The sequence below is a fragment of the Flavobacterium oncorhynchi genome (assembly GCF_002217355.1).
GTDB classification, from domain to species: Bacteria; Bacteroidota; Bacteroidia; order Flavobacteriales; family Flavobacteriaceae; genus Flavobacterium; species Flavobacterium oncorhynchi.
The window spans coordinates 53,750-71,547 of record NZ_MUHA01000031.1; the positions used below are offsets into that span (position 1 = coordinate 53,750).

Genomic DNA, 17,798 nt, shown 5'->3' on the forward strand with positions numbered 1-17,798 from the left:
ATTTTAAAAGCCTTTAAAAGCTGTTAAAAGTGGTAATTAAAAGTTAGTCCAACATTCGGTTTAAAAGTTACATCGGCAGGATAAATTTCCGGGCGTAATGATAATCTTTCGTTTACGTTGAATTGAATCAAGGCGGCATCGACGTTGGCATCGATGATATTTAAAGCGTAAAAGGCAACAACAAAAAGAGCTGATAAATCTCGGTTTCGCTGGTAGAATTTTTGACCAGCAATAAGCCTGCTGTCATCTAGATAATCGTACTTCCCGCCAGTTCCGGGGCCATAGCCTTCAAGTCGGCGTTTGTATTCATCACGATAATCATGGTATTTTTTATTATTATCGATGTAAAAGTATAAGCTGGTTCCTATGGCACCATAAACTAACGGTATTTTCCAGTATTTTTTATTATAGGCTTGACCTAAGCCAGGTAGAATTGCAGAATAAAATGCTGCTTTTGCTGGTGTCAAAGGGTCAATTTCTTGTAATTTACTTGTGTCTTTAACAACCAAAACCGTGTCTTTTTTTGTTTGAGCAAAAAGAGAAACGGTTCCTATGAGAAAGAACAATAAACTTATGGGGACAATCTTATTCACTATCCGTTAATTAATTTTATAATTCGATTAAAGTCGGCTTCAGAACTAAATGGAATTGTAATTTTTCCTTTTCCGTTGCCAGCGACTTTTATATCAACTTTTGAACCAAAATAGTCATTGAAAGAGTTTTTTTGAGTTTCTCTAACCATAAATGAAGAATCAGATTTTGGTTTTTGTTCTGCTTTTGGTTTTAAACTTTCGTGATAATTTTTTACTAAAGTTTCTGTTTCACGAACAGATAAATTCTGACTTACGATTTTTTGATAAATATCAGTTTGAACATCTAAGTCTTCAATATTGATAATAGCACGTCCGTGTCCCATACTGATAAAACCATCTCTAATTCCAGTTTGAATGATTGGATCAAGTTTTAAAAGGCGTAAATAGTTGGCAATTGTTGAACGTTTTTTTCCAACACGTTCGCTCATTTGTTCCTGCGTTAATTGAATTTCGTCAATTAAACGCTGGTATGAAAGTGCAATCTCGATTGGGTCTAAGTCATGACGTTGAATATTTTCAACCAAAGCCATTACTAAAGACTCATTGTCATTTGCAATACGAATGTATGCAGGAACGTGAGTTAAACCTAATAAAGTTGAAGCACGTAAACGGCGTTCTCCAGAAATTAATTGGTATTTATTGAAATCTAATTTTCGAACAGTAATAGGTTGAATTACACCAAGTTCTTTGATGGAAGTGGCTAACTCGCGTAATGATTCTTCGTTAAAATTGCTTCTAGGCTGAAACGGATTTATTTCGATAGCACTTAGTTCAAGCTCAATAATATTTCCAACAACCTTATCAGCATTTTTGTCTTCTACTGATACAATGTCGTTTTCCGGATCTTTTAATAATGCTGATAATCCTCTTCCTAAGGCTTGTTTTTTAATTGCTTTTGTCATAAAAACTATTTACTGTTTTTCTTTATAATTTCTTGAGCAAGGTTGATATAATTAACTGCTCCTTTGCTGGTTGCGTCATAATTAATGATGCTTTCGCCAAAACTTGGAGCTTCGCTCAATTTAACATTTCGCTGAATTACGGTATCAAAAACCATATCGTTAAAGTGTTTTTGAACTTCTTCTACAACCTGATTTGATAAACGTAATCTTGAGTCATACATGGTAAGTAATAATCCTTCAATATCAAGATCTGGGTTGTGTATTTTTTGAATACTTTTTATGGTATTCAATAGTTTTCCTAATCCTTCAAGTGCAAAATATTCGCATTGAATTGGAATTACTACAGAATCAGCTGCTGTTAGAGCATTCAAGGTTAATAAACCTAACGAAGGAGCACAGTCGATAATGATATAATCATATTCTTCTTTAACACTTTCTAATGCTTTTTTAAGCATGTATTCTCTGTTTTCCTTGTCAACCAATTCAATTTCGATGGCAACAAGGTCAATGTGAGCAGGTATCACGTCAACATTTGGTGCTGTGCATTGGATGATAGTTTCTTTTGGCGTGTGGCTATGTTCAAGTATTTGGTAAGTTCCAATTTCTACAGTTTCAACATCAATCCCAAGGCCAGATGTAGCATTTGCCTGAGGATCAGCATCGATAAGTAATACTTTTTTTTCTAAAACACCTAATGAGGCAGCAAGATTTACTGATGTAGTTGTCTTTCCAACGCCTCCTTTTTGATTAGCAATCGCAATGATTTTGCCCATTTATTTTCTGAATTTTGAACCGTAAAAATACAATTATTTATGGTTTTTGAAAATCTATTTTGTAAACATTTAATAAACGTTGGTTAATCGTTGTGCGATGCGTGTTTTACAGATTTAATTTTTAATGTATGTTTAAAAGAATAACGAAATTTTGTTCGGTTTCGTCTTTTGATTTGGCCAAAAGGCTGGAATTGTAACTTGATTTTTGAGATCAACTCAAAAAACAAATGTTTCCCTTTGAATTTTTTGCTAAAGCTCGACAAGGCAGTCAGGCTGAAATTGCTTTAATTGATTTGTTTGCAGTTTAGTTTTTTAAAACTTCAATTTTGACTTTAAGCGAACCGCTTCCTTTATTTGAGGCAATTTTCATAAAAGCTTTTTTGGTAAGATCAATTTCTCTTCTTTTACTATAAGGTCCTCGATCGATAACTTCTACAATAACTGATTTATTATTTTTTTCGTTTGTGATTTTTAGTTTTGTTCCAAATGGAAACTTTTTATGAGCAGCCGTAAATTTACTGTTATTGAACCTTCTGCCGCTGGCTGTTCGCTTTCCGTTGAACTTGTCGTTGTAATAAGAAGCATGTGCATTGGTTTTGTATAAAGTGTATTTTTCGGTCTTTTCGTTTGACTCTTTAGCGGATGTTTTTTTTTGTGCAACCGCTAATGAGGAAATAATTAAAAGAATAAAGAGGGCTATTTTTTTCATTTTAAATTTTCTTAGGGTTTGCAAAAAACGCTTATTTCAAAAAATAAACCAAACGCATTAGGTTATATTTATAATATTGGAGGGCTGTTGAGGGATAAAGAAGGTTCTAATTAGCTTGATTATAGTGTAATAATAAAATAGACGTTTTTTGCTGAGAAAGAAGAATTCGAGCCTGAGTTCTTTTCGATTACAATCGGGATGTAATAAGTGTTGATTCTTTTCAGCGTAATGCAAAAAAAAAGTCTTTCCAAAAAAATGAAAAGACTTTTGTCGGGGTGGCAGGACGACCTGCCTATTCCTTAATTCGTTGATTTTACTGGTGTTTCCAAGCACTCTTCCAAAAAGGGTAACCGAATAGGTCTCATTTAAAACGAGTTACCTTATAGCCCTTTGTGTCTCTGATCAATTTAATAGCAGTCAGTCAATGTACTTTTATATATGTAAAAGTATTAAAAATGATAATAAATTACAACATTATTATCTCTCATTAAATTATTTTATAAGCTATTAGCTTCTTTAAAAGTTTAACGACAAACAGAATGATTAGGTATCCGTTCCAGCTTTTCGGTTTGCGAATCGTTGACCTTTCAATATTGATCCACATTTTTGACTTTATATCGTCTGGCAAGTTTCCCTTAATTGGTATTTTATCCCACTCAACTTGCAGACTATTGGATTTCATCTGTATTTATTTTGCAGAATTATTGGAATGAATTGCTGAGTATTTCCTTAATAGGCTTTGCGTAACATTGTTGCGTAAGCCGGTGGCAGAAGGCTGTTTTCAATTGCTTTTGCAGCTTTTTCTACGTCGTAGGCTACCCGCACAAATTCAACCGAAACTCTATTAGACATAGCTAACGTGCTGTTATGATCCAATGTAATAATCGTATAGCAACCCCTGGAGTCTCCATCCTTTGGCTTGCCCACAGATCCCGCATTCAAGGCATGCAAATTTTCCCCGGTAAACTCATTATGGATGAGACGATGATAAGGCTTGTGGGTATGTCCAAATATGAGCATATCTATTCCTTTCTCCCAAAAAATATTTTTAAACTCCGCTTCATCTTTATCACAATGCAAATATTCCTTGCTGCTATAAGGGCTGCCATGCACCATCATTATATTGAACCGCTTACCGCCGATAAGAAATTCCAGCCTAATATGGGCAGGCAGCATCGAGAGATATTGAATATGCTCTCTATTAATAATATTACAAGCAAAGTTGTCATCATCTTTTAAAAACCTGCCGTCATTAAATATCTCGACAGCTTTCTCATCATGGTTTCCTGAGATTGTCGGTATTCGCCGCTTTCTAATCTCACTTATCACCGCATTTGGCCAGATATTATATCCGACCAGATCACCCAGACAGTAAATTGCATCTACCTTCTGCCCATCAATACTTTTGAATGCTTCCTCCAGTGCAGGAAGATTTGCATGGATATCAGATATTATTGCAATTCTCATATTTTATATTCCGTTTCTTAAGCTTTCAGCATATGCATTTGGAAGAGGACTGTTCTCGACTGCGTTTGCGGCTTTTTCAATATCATAATCAAAACGTACAAATTCGACTGCTATGCTGTCTTTACTGAGTATGGAAGAACTGTCATCAATCGTCAATAATACATAGCCGCCTTGCGGATTTCCATCTTTAGGCTTTCCGACTGAACCTATATTAACGGCATGGCGGAAATGATCCTGCCCGTCAGCAGCTGAATTTAATATGCGGTGATACGGTTTGTGCGTATGTCCAAAGCACATGATGTCTGCATCAGCCTGCTCCATGATGCGTAGCATACTTTTCTGGTCGCGATCCTCAAAAAGGTACTCATTTATCTTTCTAGGGCTTCCGTGTACAAGCAGCAGATTTAGCTTATCAGTATTTAATTGGAACTCGATTTTAAGGTGAGCAGGAAGAGTTCGTAAGTATTGCCTCTGCTCGTCCTTGACAATTGAATTCGTAAATGATATGGATACGGCACCATTCGCTTTCTCATCGTCAGTTTTGTAGGCACACCCGCAATCATCGCTTGTCCTGCCAATTCCGAAATCATAATTCCCTGCAATTGTAGGAATCCCTCTTTTCCTAATTTCGTTGATTACTTCATTTGGCCAAATATTATAGCCTACCAAATCTCCGAGGCAATAAACTGCATCAGGTTTGCTTCTTTCAAGGTCTTTAAAGAATGACTCCAAAGCCGGCAGGTTGGCGTGGATGTCGCTGAATAATGCTATTTTCATGATACTATTGATTTAGATTCACTTAGGTATTCACTTATTTGATTTACCGTTTGTTTGGCATTCCTGTTAATTCCAATTAAAGTTGCTGAGGCATAGCCTGTCCAACTGCCATAACCCGCAAGCCATAACCCTGACACTTCCAAAGCACGGCTTTCTTCTGTTTTCACAATGCCTCTTTCATCGGTTGAAACGAGGTCTTTTAGATATGAGGTGGCATAGCCGAAACCGGTACACCAGATGATGGCATCAAATTCCTCCTTAGTACCATCTTCCCAGACTACGCCATTTTCATACAGGCTTTCAAATTTCCCTGATGAATTAAGTGTATTCCTGGAACGAGCTTCCTTGACCGGCGGTACCATGACGATATTTCCCAGATCATAATTGGCGGCATCGAAAGGTTTTCCTTCTTTCTCTGCGTTGTATTTTGCCGATGCTACATTGAACAGATAGAATCCATCAACATCATCGGGCAGGTATTGCGGTGGCTTTCTAGTCGACCATTTTACAATGGCGACTTTTGATACTTCAGCTACAATTTGAGCTCCTGAATTGCCTTCGCCTACGACCAGTACCTTTAGGCTTTTAAATGGTTCGGGATTCTTGTATTGGGCAGAGTGTATTTGTATTCCGGTAAATGTGGCGATGCCCTTTACCTCTGGAACAAAAGGATTTTCCCATGTTCCGGTTGCGGCAATAATTGTCCTTGCAAAATATTCGCCCTTGCTTGTGCTGATTCTGAATATGCTGTTTTCGGATGTAATGGTGTTTACATTTACATTCCGTTCAATAGGGAGCTGGTAGTGCTGTTCGTATTGGCACAGATAATCGATCACTTCCTGTTTTAATGGAAACAAATTTTCTGATTTAGGCATCAGCCACCCCGGAAGGGAGCTGTGCTGTGCGGGTGAAAACAGGGTGAGGCTGTCCCAGGTATTGCGCCATGCTCCACCACAACGTTCCTGCTTATCCAAGATGAGGTACTCTAATTTACTTCGTCTTAGATAATAGCCACACGCCAAGCCGCTTTGGCCTCCGCCTATAATAATACTATCAAATATTTTATCCATTTTTTTTCATTGGGGTGCATCAGATGTAAGCAAAATCCGGAATTGTAGGTGTGGCAAAGATTCTTTATTGCCAGATAGCTATTGTATCATTGGCTTTGAGTAATATTTTTTTCTGAACCAAAAGGCCAGGTTTACCAAAGCAATTAATGCAGGCACTTCAACAAGCGGACCGATAACGCCAGCGAATGCCTGTCCGCTGTTAATGCCGAATACGCCAATGGCAACAGCAATAGCCAGCTCAAAGTTATTGCCTGTAGCCGTAAAGGCTATAGAGGCGCTTTTAGAATAATCTGCCCCGAAGTACTTTCCAGTAAAGAAGCTTACCACAAACATAATCGTGAAATATATGACCAGCGGGATAGCTATCCTTACTACATCCATGGGTATCTGCACAATCAATTCGCCTTTCAGGCTGAACATGATCACGATAGTAAACAATAAAGCTATTAGTGTAATAGGTGATATAAAAGGAACATATTTTGTCTCAAACCAGTTTCTGCCTTTTAATTTAATCAGCATATACCTGCTGATGATTCCCAAGGCAAAAGGAATGCCCAGGTAGATGCCTACACTTTCAGCAATCTGTCCTATACTTATATCGACGTTAAAACCATCATATCCAAAGTATGGCGGCAAGACTGTGATGAAAATATAGGCGTATATGCTGTATAGAAAAACCTGAAAAACGCTGTTTAGGGCGATCAAACCAGCCGCATATTCGCGATTTCCGTCAGCAAGGTCGTTCCACACCACTACCATAGCTATACATCGGGCCAGTCCTATTAAGATAACGCCTATCATGTATTCTGGATATCCCTTAAGAAATAGCAGTGCCAAGGTAAACATCAGGATCGGACCAACTATCCAATTTAAAAATAATGATGCGCCAAGTACTTTGGTATTTGAGAAGACTTCGCCCATCTTGCCGTAGTCAACCTTAGCCAGCGGTGGGTACATCATCAGGATCAATCCTATGGCGAGCGGGATATTTGTAGTACCGCTTGAAAAAGAATTAATGAATCCGCTGCTTGAAGGCATGAAATAGCCAATTGCCACGCCAATACCCATAGCCAGAAATATCCATAAAGTTAGGTTGCGATCCAGGAATCCTAATTTTTTTCGCCCTGCCACGGGTGCACAATTATTTGCTGACATAATTTTTATTTGATTTGTGAGAATATGTAAAACATTTCATTTGCAATCTGCAGGCTTCTTTCCTGATATTTTTCAGCTTGCTGAGGTGTATTGTCAAACGCCTTCGGATCTTCAAAGGTTATCGGAATACGTTTTTCAGCACCGGCAATAAACGGGCAGCCGCCATCAGCCTGGGAGCAGGTCATTATTGCGGCAAATCCGCTTTCAGGATTGAATGCATCATCATAGGTTTTTGAAAATCCGATGACAGGATGCTCATTTTCGCTATATTTTATGGCATATACGGGATTGTTTCCATCGGAAATTACCTGAATCCTAAATCCGGAATGTTTTAAGGTTTCGGCGACCTTCGGGAACAAAGCAGTAGCTTCCGTTCCCCCGGAATAGCAAAAGACATTTTTGATGCCATAGTAAGCTGCTGCCGTCTGTGCCCAAACTTGGGAAAGGTGGCTTCTGCGCGAATTATGGGTACATATCAGATTAAGCCTTATTTCTTCATGGGAAGTGTGCTTTTCCTGAATAAAGTCAATTAACGGCTGCAATACAGCCTTGCGCTCGACAGTTACGCTTTCGAATTTAAATGCAGTAACTACACTTTGAATTTCCTGGAAAAGATTTGTTTTTAATATCATGGTCATCTTTTGAAATTAACAGCATCCGCCACCAGGAGTGCAGCTATTTGATTGTTCAGTAATTGATGATAAACTTACTTTTTGCTTATCTGACGGAACTCCGCACTGATCTTGTGCAAGGCAGGCTGTCTGTTTATTCTGGAGTGTAAAGTTTTTTCCGTCAAATCCTAAATCGTATTTTCCGATTGTTGTGTCCTGATATTCGACTTCAATTTCAAAATCTTCAATACCCAATACTTTTTCAGATAGGGCAATAATGCTTAAAAGCTTGTGTGGTTTCAGCCTATGGTCTTCATCGTTTGAGTCTTCCCACAATTGGAAGTTAACAACTGTTTCTTTTCTTACAGTACCGCCGCAATCAATAAAGTTCTTGGTAATTAGCCCCACTTCAGTCACATGGAAATTTTGCGGTACAAATGTGCCATTCGGAAGCATAAAGCTTAATGTTTCCATATCGGCAAGATGATTTTTAATTTCAGATAGTTTCATTTTTCTTATTTTTTAATGTTTAATCGATTTTTAACAGCACTCGCTTCTTTTCTTTTCCAATCGTTCAGTAATATCCTGGAAGAAGCCTTTGATTTTTTCAAATCCCGGTTCATTGATGCAATAGCAGATTGCATTGCCTTCAATATTTCCCTTAATAAGTCCTGCGTTTTTCAGTTCCTTCAAGTGCTGTGAAACTGTAGGTTGGGCCAAAGGCAGCTCGTTGACAATATCTCCGCAGATGCAAGCGTCAACTTTCAATATGTATTCAATTATCGCTATACGGGCGGGATGCCCTAAAGCTTTCGCCAGAATGGCAAGGTCGTTCTGCTGGTCTGTAAAGTGATCTGTTTTAGTTGCTCCCATTGTAATATATTTATATTGCAATATTACGATAATATAATTAAACAAAAAAATGTTTTAATATTTTTTGTTTAATAGGATAATGAAAAGTTTAAATCCAGACTATGCACTTAATTTGACAAAATGTTAAAAACAGAAATGAATTCTCAATTTATATATCATCAGTTCGTAACTTTCTTATTTTATATACATTTTGGCGAAGAACAGTGCATTATTCTCTTTATCTTAGCTAGTCAATAAAACACTAAAAACGTATGGGAGAATGGTCAAAAACAGTCGGCGAAAAAGGCGAAAAGGTAGTCGACTTTTTCTTTAAGGATATACTCGGATATAATTCTGTTACTTCCAATGAGACAATAAACTGTATTAAAGGGACAAAACATAAATCTAAGGCGTCTAAAGGGGATAAAACTACTCATGGTATTGATGCGCTGATAAGTAGTAAAAGCCCTCTTGAAGATCAGTTGCTGGATATAGTTGTCGTATCATCAAAATACACTGCAGACGAGTACCCCAACAGCCCGAAGGCAAAATTTAAAGAGCACTTCGAAGATTTGGCGTTTACCCTTGAATGCTTCAAGAATTCTAAACTGTATTCCGAAACAAACTATAAATTTAGCGGAATAACCAGAACAGAAATTACAGGAATTTTAGTATGGCTATCGGACAAGAGCCCGGAAGACTACGAACTTATTCCTAAAATTGCCAATATGCAAATTGATGCTGATCTTATTTTCGACAAGATTATTGTAATAGACAACAATCGAATGGATTTTCTACATCAAACAATTTTTAGGGCGAAGGAAGTATACGGTGTAGATAATGTTAAATTTGTTTATCACAATACTAGCCTCAATATCATCGGCTTAAACTCTATAAGCTACGGCGATGTTATGCCTGTACAATACATCTTTTCAAATATTATTCCATTGAGAATTGAAAAAGGAGGCGATGTGGAATTTCTTATATTTTGTAAAGATAGTTTTTCAAAAGATAATCTATCTAAACTTCTTTCTTTTGCAAAGAGTTTCGATCATTTAGCCTCAGCGAAGAAAACAATTTTATCTTTCCCTGATTACAATGAATTACACCACAAAGGCATTATTGAGGGCGAATTGTCAAAATTTCCGAAATACACCTTTAATCAAAACTTTTTAGTAAGTAAGTATCCATCAGATTTTAGAAATAGTTAAAAAATGGAAAAAGATTTTTTGCCACAAGGCGACCATATAAGACAGCTCCTCGTTAACGCGAGCATTTCAACGACCAATATTAACAGTTTGCTTCGAGATAAAGGGGTTTTTCTAGGTCACATAGAGAAGAATAATTCAATCCCGTTATTGATGAAAACTCTGGTAAGTCCTGAAGATTTTCGCGATTTACATGAGGCGCAAAAGAAGAAAGAGGATACTATTAAATTCAGAACTGCAACTATTAAATGTACTTCAGATTTCGATTTAACAAATATTTTTTCTGCCCCAATGGATCTTGCTGCAAAAATTAAAGAGGCACATAAGTATGAGCCAAATTTTAAGCTTTTAGGAACTCCGACATTCTATATAGAGGATGAGACGGCCATTTTCGATTACAAAATCGAACGTGATAACTTTCTTGAGAACTGGACCAGCAACAAGACCGAACATTCGGGAAAGGTTTTTGTTAAAAAATCAAAAGAAGGGAATCTCGAATTGTCAGTCGAACAGAACTCAACTTCAAAAGAAACTATTTTGATAAACGAGCTAATTGTAGGTGAGGTAAAAAAACTTCTCAAGGACCAAAGCTTCATCAATCCAGGTGATGATTTTATTCGTATTAAGTTTAAGGATTTTACAAACGCACAGAGGATTCAGTTTTTCTACTCCTTTACAAAAGACTTCTGCATTTATTTAAAATTTCAATCAATAACAGATATAGATCTTTATCTTGATGAAGAACAAGAATCTCATGCAGATATCAAAGCTTTGGTTGATGAAATTGACTCATTAAAAATAAACGGGCGTGGCCTTCAAAATAACCCTTTACTGAAAAACAATCTTTATCATGACAAGCTAATCGTTGCATCAATATCTCTTAAGTATAGTTTTGATATCAGGGGCGTTAAAGGTACCGCTAATCTTGTAATCGCATTCCCAGACTATATTACAAAAAGATCAAGTGATGCAGAACTACAGATTTCACTTAATTTTACGATTGAAAAAGAACATAAGAGGATGACAACCGAAACTAAGTTAAGAAAAGAACTTTATGCTTTCGTTGAGAAACACAAAATTACAAACTATTCACAATTTAAAACACCATAAGTTGTATAGAAATGAATTGCTACAATGTAAACTCTCATCTAAGGTGGGAGTTTTTTATAGCATACCCAATTCTTAGTTTAATGGTAAACGCAAAAGAATTATTTGAATTTAAATATTTACAATACTAAAAGCTATGGGAAGTTTTTGCGCATTAACATTAAATGGTTATGAAATAGATCAGTCTAAAAGCTACATCAGTACGTTTTGGTCATGTTTTTTTAATGAAGATGACCGACGAAGTCGTTCTGTTCCCTACGATCTTTATTATACACAACCTATTACAGATAATAATAATGTGCCTACCTTTGAGTATTCGGCTTCTGTTGATACAATGAAGCTGCGCCTTGAAATCATGGGTTATACTTTAGATAAAGTTAAACTTAAATATGCTGATGGTATTGAGATTGCTTTAAAAAGTAGGCAGCAATACAATGCTGAACTATTTAATACAGTTGAAAATAGTGATGAAAAACACCTCAATATTTTAAAGAATGGTGGATTTGAATACTGGTTAAAATTAATTAAGTATATTTTTGATAACAAAATTACCAACTTTAGCGATAACCTCGAGCTACATGACGATATCTACAGCTTTATTCTTGATTATAATGATGTTGACGAAGACTTGTATTTAGGTTACCCGAATATCGGTATAGGTTACTTTCTTCGGGGAGCTTTGGAAGCTGTAGAACCTCGTTCAGAATTAATTTTAGACATAACCTCTGTGGTTGATTCGGGATATTACAAAGAGGATGAGCCTGTTTGTGCAAGCACCGCACAGATGTATCTTGATTCTACTTTACCATTCCAAAAAATCATAATCCTTACCGAAGGTTCTTCTGATAGTAAGATACTTAGTAAAGCTTTGAAATTACTCTATCCCAAGGTGTATAGCTACTTTTCATTTCTGGATTTTGACACCTATAAAGCAGAGGGCGGATCAGCTATGCTTGAAAAAACAGTCAAATCTTTTGCAGCGGCTGGAATCAGCAATAAAATTATAGCGTTATTTGATTATGATGCTGCAGGTGTAGCAGCGACTGAACGCTTAAAAAAAAGAAAATTCCCTAGCAATTTTAGAGTAATAACTTTGCCAGCAATTGAACTTGCAAATAACTACCCAACCATTGGACCAGATGGAATAATATATGAAAATGTCAATGGACGTGCATGTAGCATTGAAATGTACTTAGGCATTGATATTTTGACTGGCGCGAATAACACGTTGGTTCCTGTTAAATGGAAAAATATTGAAGCGCAAATAAATACTTGCCAAGGAGAGATTTCCCGTAAAGCTGAATTGCAAAAAAAATACTTAAAAGAAATACGCGTCGCCATAGCAAATGGCTCGCTTCAATCCGATCATGATTGGACAGGTTTAATATCGGTATTAGACAGAATTTTTGTTGTTGCATCTAGTATTGATCATGCACCAACATACCTGAATTATCGATAATCCTATTATTTTTTAAATATAAATGTGAAGCAAGATATACTTAAAATTGATGCTAAAGTGGCATAAATATTAATAGTTTTCGTGTAATTTTTATTTAGATCCCCTTTGCTGAAAACATTTATGTTAATATTCTGCATACGAATAGTTGATAAATTGAAAGTTTTTGAAAGGTAAAAGAGTTAAAAAAACTTAACTTTACCAACTATTACATATGATTTATAATTTGAGTGGATAGATGGCAAAAAAAGAAGTATTGACAGATTTGTGGGTTTATGAAATGCTTAAAGAAGCGAATGTTAATTTGCACCCACAAGGAAGCAACATTAAAGATATTGACAATGCTTTAAAATCAGCTTCAAAAGCAGGTACAGGAAAAGTTGGTTTTCCCGAATATTGCGGAGTTGTCAAAGACTTTGTTTTAATTATCGAAAATAAATCAGATGTTTCACTTCATGTAAGGCGAAATGAAAAGGACTTAATATGCAATGAAATTGCGAGCGTAAAGAATTATGCTGTAAATGGAGCTTTATTTTATGGCAAACATTTAGCTCAGAAAACAACCTATAAAAAATTCATAGTTTTTGGAGTTTCAGGAAATGAGAAAAGACATAAAATAACGCCTATATTTATAGATGAAAGAGGAGGTTATAAAGAACTTGACGACGTAGAAACGTTTACTCTTTTCAATGAAAAAAATATTGATGAATATTACACTAAAAATATTCTCAAAGAGCAGACACCTGAAGACAAAACCACAGAAGAAATTCTCAGGGATGCCAAGAATCTTCACGAAGATTTAAGAAACTATGGTAGTATTCAGGACAAAGATAAGCCATTAATAGTTTCAGGGATTCTTTTGGCATTACGGGAGATGGAACATAAAGGTTTCAGTATTGATAGCCTTGTAGGTGATCAAACAACAACGGATGGTGAAAAAATTTATGAAGCTGTTGAAAAAAACTTAAAAAGAGCCAATGTTTCACCTCAAGTAAAAAAGGATAAATTACTTAGCCAGTTTTTGGTAATAAAAGATACCAAAGCCATTAACGAAGAAAACGAATATTTAAAGAAAACTCCTTTAAAGCACTTTACAGAGTTTTTATACGAGAACATTTATAAAAACATTAAATACATACAGTCTGCTGAAGATTATTTGGGAAGATTTTATGGGGAATTTATGTCGTATTCTGGCGGCGATGGTCAATCATTAGGTATTGTATTAACACCAAAGCATGTTACCGAGTTGTTTTGTGACTTGGTAGAATTAAAACCTTCGGATTCAATTTTAGACCCTTGCTGCGGAACAGCAGGTTTTTTAATCGCATCTATGCATAATATGTTACAAAAAACGGATAATCCGGAAGAGCAAAAAAATATTAGGAAAAACCAGTTGCATGGTTTAGAACTACAACCTTATATGTTTACTATTGCTACCACAAACATGATTTTGCGTGGCGATGGGAAAAGTAATCTTGAACAAGAAGACTTTTTAAAATTTAACTCGTCCTTATTACAGGAAAAAGGTTGTACAATTGGAATGATGAATCCACCTTACTCAATGGGGAGCAAAAACAATACGAATTTATACGAGATCAATTTTACTGAACATTTACTAAATTCTATCGTTCAAGATGGTAAAGTAATTGTAATTGTTCCTCAATCTTCTATGACAGGTAAAACTAAGGAAGAACAGGCAATAAAAGAAAATATTTTAAAACATCACACTTTGGAAGGGGTGATTACGTTAAATAAAAATACGTTCTATGGAGTAGGAACAAATCCCTGTATTGCAGTTTTTACTGCAGGTGTTCCACATTACAAAGACAAGAAAGTAAAGTTTATTAACTTTGAAAAAGATGGATTTGAAGTCCAAAAACATAGAGGTCTTGTTGAGACCATCCACGCTAAAGATAAAAAACAACATTTATTAGATGTATGGTTTAACCGAATTGAAGCCGAAACGAAATTTTGCGTAAAAACTACTATTGAGCCTGAAGATGAATGGTTGCATTCATTTTACTATTTCAATGATGAAATTCCTAATGCAGATGACTTTGAAAAGACCATCGCAAACTATCTAACATTTGAATTAAATATGGTTTTGCAAGGCAAACAATATTTATTTGATAACTAATAACCTTATTAGAATGGACTTAAGAGATATTAAGTGGAGTGAATTCAATTTAAACGAAATTTTTCCAAGTATTCAAAGAGGAAAACGATTAAAAAAGGATGACCATAAAGCAGGTAATCAACCTTACATTTCATCAACTGCTTTAAATAATGGTGTTGATGGTTTTATTGGAAATACAGAAAATGTAAGAAAATTTGAAAAGTGTTTAACAATTGCTAATAGTGGTAGTGTAGGTGCAACCTTTTTTCAGCCATTTTCATTTGTAGCTAGTGATCACGTTACCAAACTTGAGAATAAAGATTTTAGTAAAAACGTTTACTTATTTATATCAAGTATTGCAAAAAGACTAAATGAGAAATATGGTTTTAATAGGGAAATAAACGACAAAAGAATTCAAAGAGAAAAAATTTTGTTGCCTGTAAATTCCAAAGGTAAACCTGATTATGCTTTTATGGAAAAGTATATAGAGTTTAAAATGCATGAAAAAAACAAACAAATTGAAAATTACATTACTAAAAAATTAGAACAAGTAAAAGATTTCAAGGAGGTTGAGACACTTAATGAAAAAGAGTGGGGAGAATTTTTTATTGAAGATGTTTTTAACATAAAGGCTGGTAAAAGACTGACAAAAGCGGATATGTTTAAGGGTGAAACCCCATTTATTGGTGCATCTGATTCAAATAATGGGATTACAAACTTTGTCTCAAATATCAATTCTTCTTTAGATTCGAATGTTTTAGGAGTAAACTACAACGGAAGTGTTGTAGAAAACTTTTATCATCCTTACAAAGCTATATTTTCTGATGATGTAAAAAGATTAAGCCTAAAAGAAGTAAAAGGAAATGAATTTTTATATTTGTTCATAAAAACAAGTATTTTAAACCAAAAGTCCAAGTTTCAATATGCCTATAAGTTTAATGAAACCCGAATGTTAAGACAAAAGTTATTATTTCCGATAAATAAAAAAGGGCATATCGACTATGACTATATGGAAAACTACATAAAGAAAATAGAATACGAGAAACTCACAAACTACATTAAGGTAAAAACCGCTAAGGACCAATAACGAAGACACTATATAATAATTTTTTTTTGCTTGTGATCGTATCTAGGATAAGTAGGCTTTTCAATTTTTTACTTTTAAAAATGCTTGTCTTCACAAAATAGAATTAAAATGGAGACTTTCTCTAACGGTTATGTACTTTTATCATGAACAACTACTTAAATAGGTTGTACTATTTCACCAAACCAGTGCTGTAAGCCTAGAATAGCATTAGCCGATAATTCTTGTGTGAATAAAAGGCTTAGACGATGCTTAGGTCGAGAACACGCAACGTAAAAAAGATTTCTGTTTCTTTCAAATGCATCTCGATTGCCCTCAGGTACATTTCCGGAGTTGACATGCTCAAGCATCTGATTCCAATTATAATGATTCCATCCCCTTCCAAACACAACAATTACGTTGTCAAATTGAGCGCCTTTGACTCCGTGCTTCGTGGAATAAATGGTTTTGTCATCTATGTATTTCGCCAAATTACCAATTTCGGGATAAGGAATTGTGCGAATACCATCATATTTCGTTAGGAAATTTTTATCCTCGTCACTACGCTCTGATTCGGGCTGAAGTCGAACTGTCGCTATGCGGTTTTCACGCTCATCGATTTTCTTTGGTAGCCTTGGTTTTGAAGTCACTTTAAGCAAATCTATAACGCTGCCAATTGTACCATTGGTGCGCTCATCATTTAGCTGCATCATAGCGTCATGCCAGACCTGCTTATCGCTATGTCTTCTAATTCGATTGGTATTAATTCTAAATGCTTCTATCATTAAGCCATAACGCTTTTCTAAAAATGCCGCAGCACCTATCTCTACCGTGTCGGTTAAAAATGAAATGTATTCATTGTTCTTTTTCAGGTAATCATCTGAGTCAGAAAATGCAGAGGAAACAGTTTGATATCCTTGCTCAGAAGCAAGTACATTGTTTGTCAGCATTAATATTTTTGTAGTTTCAGGAGAAATATTCCATCCTGATGCCCGCAGGAGTTCTTTGAGTGTTTCCAAGCGTTCATGCGCTACATCTTCGGGTAAATCACCATTCCAGTGTGCTCCAGTACGTCGCTCTCCAGTAAAATTGTTTGTATGATAAACACTGATTTCGCCAGCAGAAGTTGGGTCATGTTCGTGTTGAGGTAATTCAGGCCGCATATTATTTAATACATCAACAATGCTTTTATCCGATCTGAAATTAGCCTGCTTTCCGATTGAAAGTAATTTACCATCTGTAGCTTGTATCAATCCGCACGAGCTTGAACCATATATTTTTTGCCAGTGGTCTCCAAAAAAACCAATCAATGGTCCTTCTTCGGTTTCGATAAAATTCTCCACCAATGTATTTGCTAAAGATAAGTTCGTATCTTGATATTCGTCAATCAATAGCACCGGATATTTGTTTGCAAATATCTTTCTAAATTTTAAGTCGCTTAATAGTGATGTAAAAAGTTTAATTACATCGTCATGATGCAAGAAAATCTCCGTGTCAGTAATTTTGGGATATCCCAAATTATAAATGACTTTTTGGTCAGTAATACCACCAGCCACTTCAATTCTTGCAACCCATTTCTCCCCCAAGGCAGATATCCTATCCCGTAAAGGTTTTTGAAAAACCTGCATGACTTGCCAAGCAAAAGCATGAATTGTATCAGCGATTATAACCGGATGATTGTCAGTACGAGATTTAATTTCATCTTTTGCGACATTAGTATAAGTGATACAAGCTATTTTTTTATTTGCTCTTTCAAACTCCACTGAATATTTTGATATTAAATGTTTTAATGCTTTAATGAGCGTATAAGTTTTTCCTGCGCCTGCGCCTGCTTCAACAAGAAAATTTTGATGCTCATCAATCGCCTTGAGCACTTGCATTAAACATTCTTGCGATGCTTTTTCTGCCGGACTGGTTTGATCTTCTTCTGCCATCATTT

Annotated in this window: 17 protein-coding genes; 5 read left to right on the forward strand and 12 right to left on the reverse strand. The window is 35.6% G+C overall.

Features of this window, described 5'->3' with window-relative positions; genetic code table 11:
• Positions 1-23: 23 nt before the first annotated feature.
• The 11 genes from B0A75_RS19250 to B0A75_RS19305 all read right to left on the reverse strand — a co-directional run bounded on the left by B0A75_RS19250 (position 24) and on the right by B0A75_RS19305 (position 8,930).
• Complete coding sequence (locus B0A75_RS19250) at positions 24-593, reverse strand: DUF5683 domain-containing protein (protein WP_089055891.1); 570 nt, start codon at positions 591-593, stop codon at positions 24-26.
• Positions 593-1,495 carry a ParB/RepB/Spo0J family partition protein gene (locus B0A75_RS19255; protein ID WP_089055892.1) on the reverse strand — a complete coding sequence of 301 codons (903 nt, stop codon included), beginning with the start codon at positions 1,493-1,495 and terminating at the stop codon, positions 593-595. The genes B0A75_RS19250 and B0A75_RS19255 overlap by 1 nt, the downstream gene beginning before the upstream one ends.
• A gap of 5 nt (positions 1,496-1,500) precedes the next feature.
• On the reverse strand, positions 1,501-2,268 hold the full coding sequence (locus tag B0A75_RS19260; protein WP_089055893.1) for a ParA family protein: 768 nt from the start codon (positions 2,266-2,268) through the stop codon (positions 1,501-1,503).
• Positions 2,269-2,572: 304 nt separating this feature from the next.
• Positions 2,573-2,977 carry a septal ring lytic transglycosylase RlpA family protein gene (locus B0A75_RS19265; protein ID WP_089055894.1) on the reverse strand — a complete coding sequence of 135 codons (405 nt, stop codon included), beginning with the start codon at positions 2,975-2,977 and terminating at the stop codon, positions 2,573-2,575.
• A gap of 729 nt (positions 2,978-3,706) precedes the next feature.
• A complete protein-coding gene (locus tag B0A75_RS19275) occupies positions 3,707-4,444 on the reverse strand; it encodes a metallophosphoesterase family protein (protein ID WP_089055896.1) in 738 nt (245 codons plus the stop codon).
• A gap of 3 nt (positions 4,445-4,447) precedes the next feature.
• Positions 4,448-5,221 (reverse strand): metallophosphoesterase family protein, encoded by a 774-nt coding sequence (locus tag B0A75_RS19280; RefSeq protein ID WP_089055897.1) that lies wholly within the window; start codon positions 5,219-5,221, stop codon positions 4,448-4,450.
• A complete protein-coding gene (locus tag B0A75_RS19285; RefSeq protein ID WP_089055898.1) occupies positions 5,218-6,291 on the reverse strand; it encodes an ArsO family NAD(P)H-dependent flavin-containing monooxygenase in 1,074 nt (357 codons plus the stop codon). Before B0A75_RS19285 ends, B0A75_RS19280 begins: the two co-directional genes overlap by 4 nt.
• A gap of 78 nt (positions 6,292-6,369) precedes the next feature.
• Positions 6,370-7,446 (reverse strand): ACR3 family arsenite efflux transporter, encoded by a 1,077-nt coding sequence (gene arsB / locus B0A75_RS19290; protein ID WP_089055899.1) that lies wholly within the window; start codon positions 7,444-7,446, stop codon positions 6,370-6,372.
• 5 nt (positions 7,447-7,451) lie between these two features.
• Positions 7,452-8,084 carry an arsenate-mycothiol transferase ArsC gene (locus B0A75_RS19295; protein WP_244284429.1) on the reverse strand — a complete coding sequence of 211 codons (633 nt, stop codon included), beginning with the start codon at positions 8,082-8,084 and terminating at the stop codon, positions 7,452-7,454.
• A gap of 9 nt (positions 8,085-8,093) precedes the next feature.
• Positions 8,094-8,567: a DUF6428 family protein gene (locus B0A75_RS19300; RefSeq protein ID WP_089055900.1), complete on the reverse strand. Its 474-nt coding sequence runs from the start codon at positions 8,565-8,567 to the stop codon at positions 8,094-8,096.
• A 30-nt stretch (positions 8,568-8,597) separates the two neighbouring features.
• Entirely contained in the window at positions 8,598-8,930 is a 333-nt protein-coding gene (locus B0A75_RS19305; protein WP_089055901.1) for an ArsR/SmtB family transcription factor, read from the reverse strand.
• Between the two features lie 251 nt (positions 8,931-9,181).
• Between B0A75_RS19305 and gapS4a the strand changes: the two genes are divergently transcribed.
• From gapS4a to B0A75_RS19330, 5 genes are all read left to right on the forward strand, one after another.
• Positions 9,182-10,120 carry a GapS4a family protein gene (gene gapS4a / locus B0A75_RS19310; RefSeq protein WP_089055902.1) on the forward strand — a complete coding sequence of 313 codons (939 nt, stop codon included), beginning with the start codon at positions 9,182-9,184 and terminating at the stop codon, positions 10,118-10,120.
• Positions 10,121-10,123: 3 nt separating this feature from the next.
• Positions 10,124-11,227 (forward strand): GapS4b family protein, encoded by a 1,104-nt coding sequence (gene gapS4b / locus B0A75_RS19315; protein WP_089055903.1) that lies wholly within the window; start codon positions 10,124-10,126, stop codon positions 11,225-11,227.
• A gap of 133 nt (positions 11,228-11,360) precedes the next feature.
• Positions 11,361-12,683 (forward strand): HEPN/Toprim-associated domain-containing protein, encoded by a 1,323-nt coding sequence (locus B0A75_RS19320; RefSeq protein WP_089055904.1) that lies wholly within the window; start codon positions 11,361-11,363, stop codon positions 12,681-12,683.
• A gap of 235 nt (positions 12,684-12,918) precedes the next feature.
• Positions 12,919-14,817 (forward strand): HsdM family class I SAM-dependent methyltransferase, encoded by a 1,899-nt coding sequence (locus tag B0A75_RS19325; protein WP_089055905.1) that lies wholly within the window; start codon positions 12,919-12,921, stop codon positions 14,815-14,817.
• Between the two features lie 13 nt (positions 14,818-14,830).
• Positions 14,831-15,883, forward strand: coding sequence for a restriction endonuclease subunit S (locus B0A75_RS19330; protein WP_089055922.1), 1,053 nt, complete (start codon positions 14,831-14,833; stop codon positions 15,881-15,883).
• A gap of 155 nt (positions 15,884-16,038) precedes the next feature.
• On the opposite strand, the gene B0A75_RS19335 is transcribed toward B0A75_RS19330, so the two are convergent.
• Entirely contained in the window at positions 16,039-17,796 is a 1,758-nt protein-coding gene (locus B0A75_RS19335; RefSeq protein ID WP_244284430.1) for a UvrD-helicase domain-containing protein, read from the reverse strand.
• Positions 17,797-17,798: the final 2 nt, after the last annotated feature.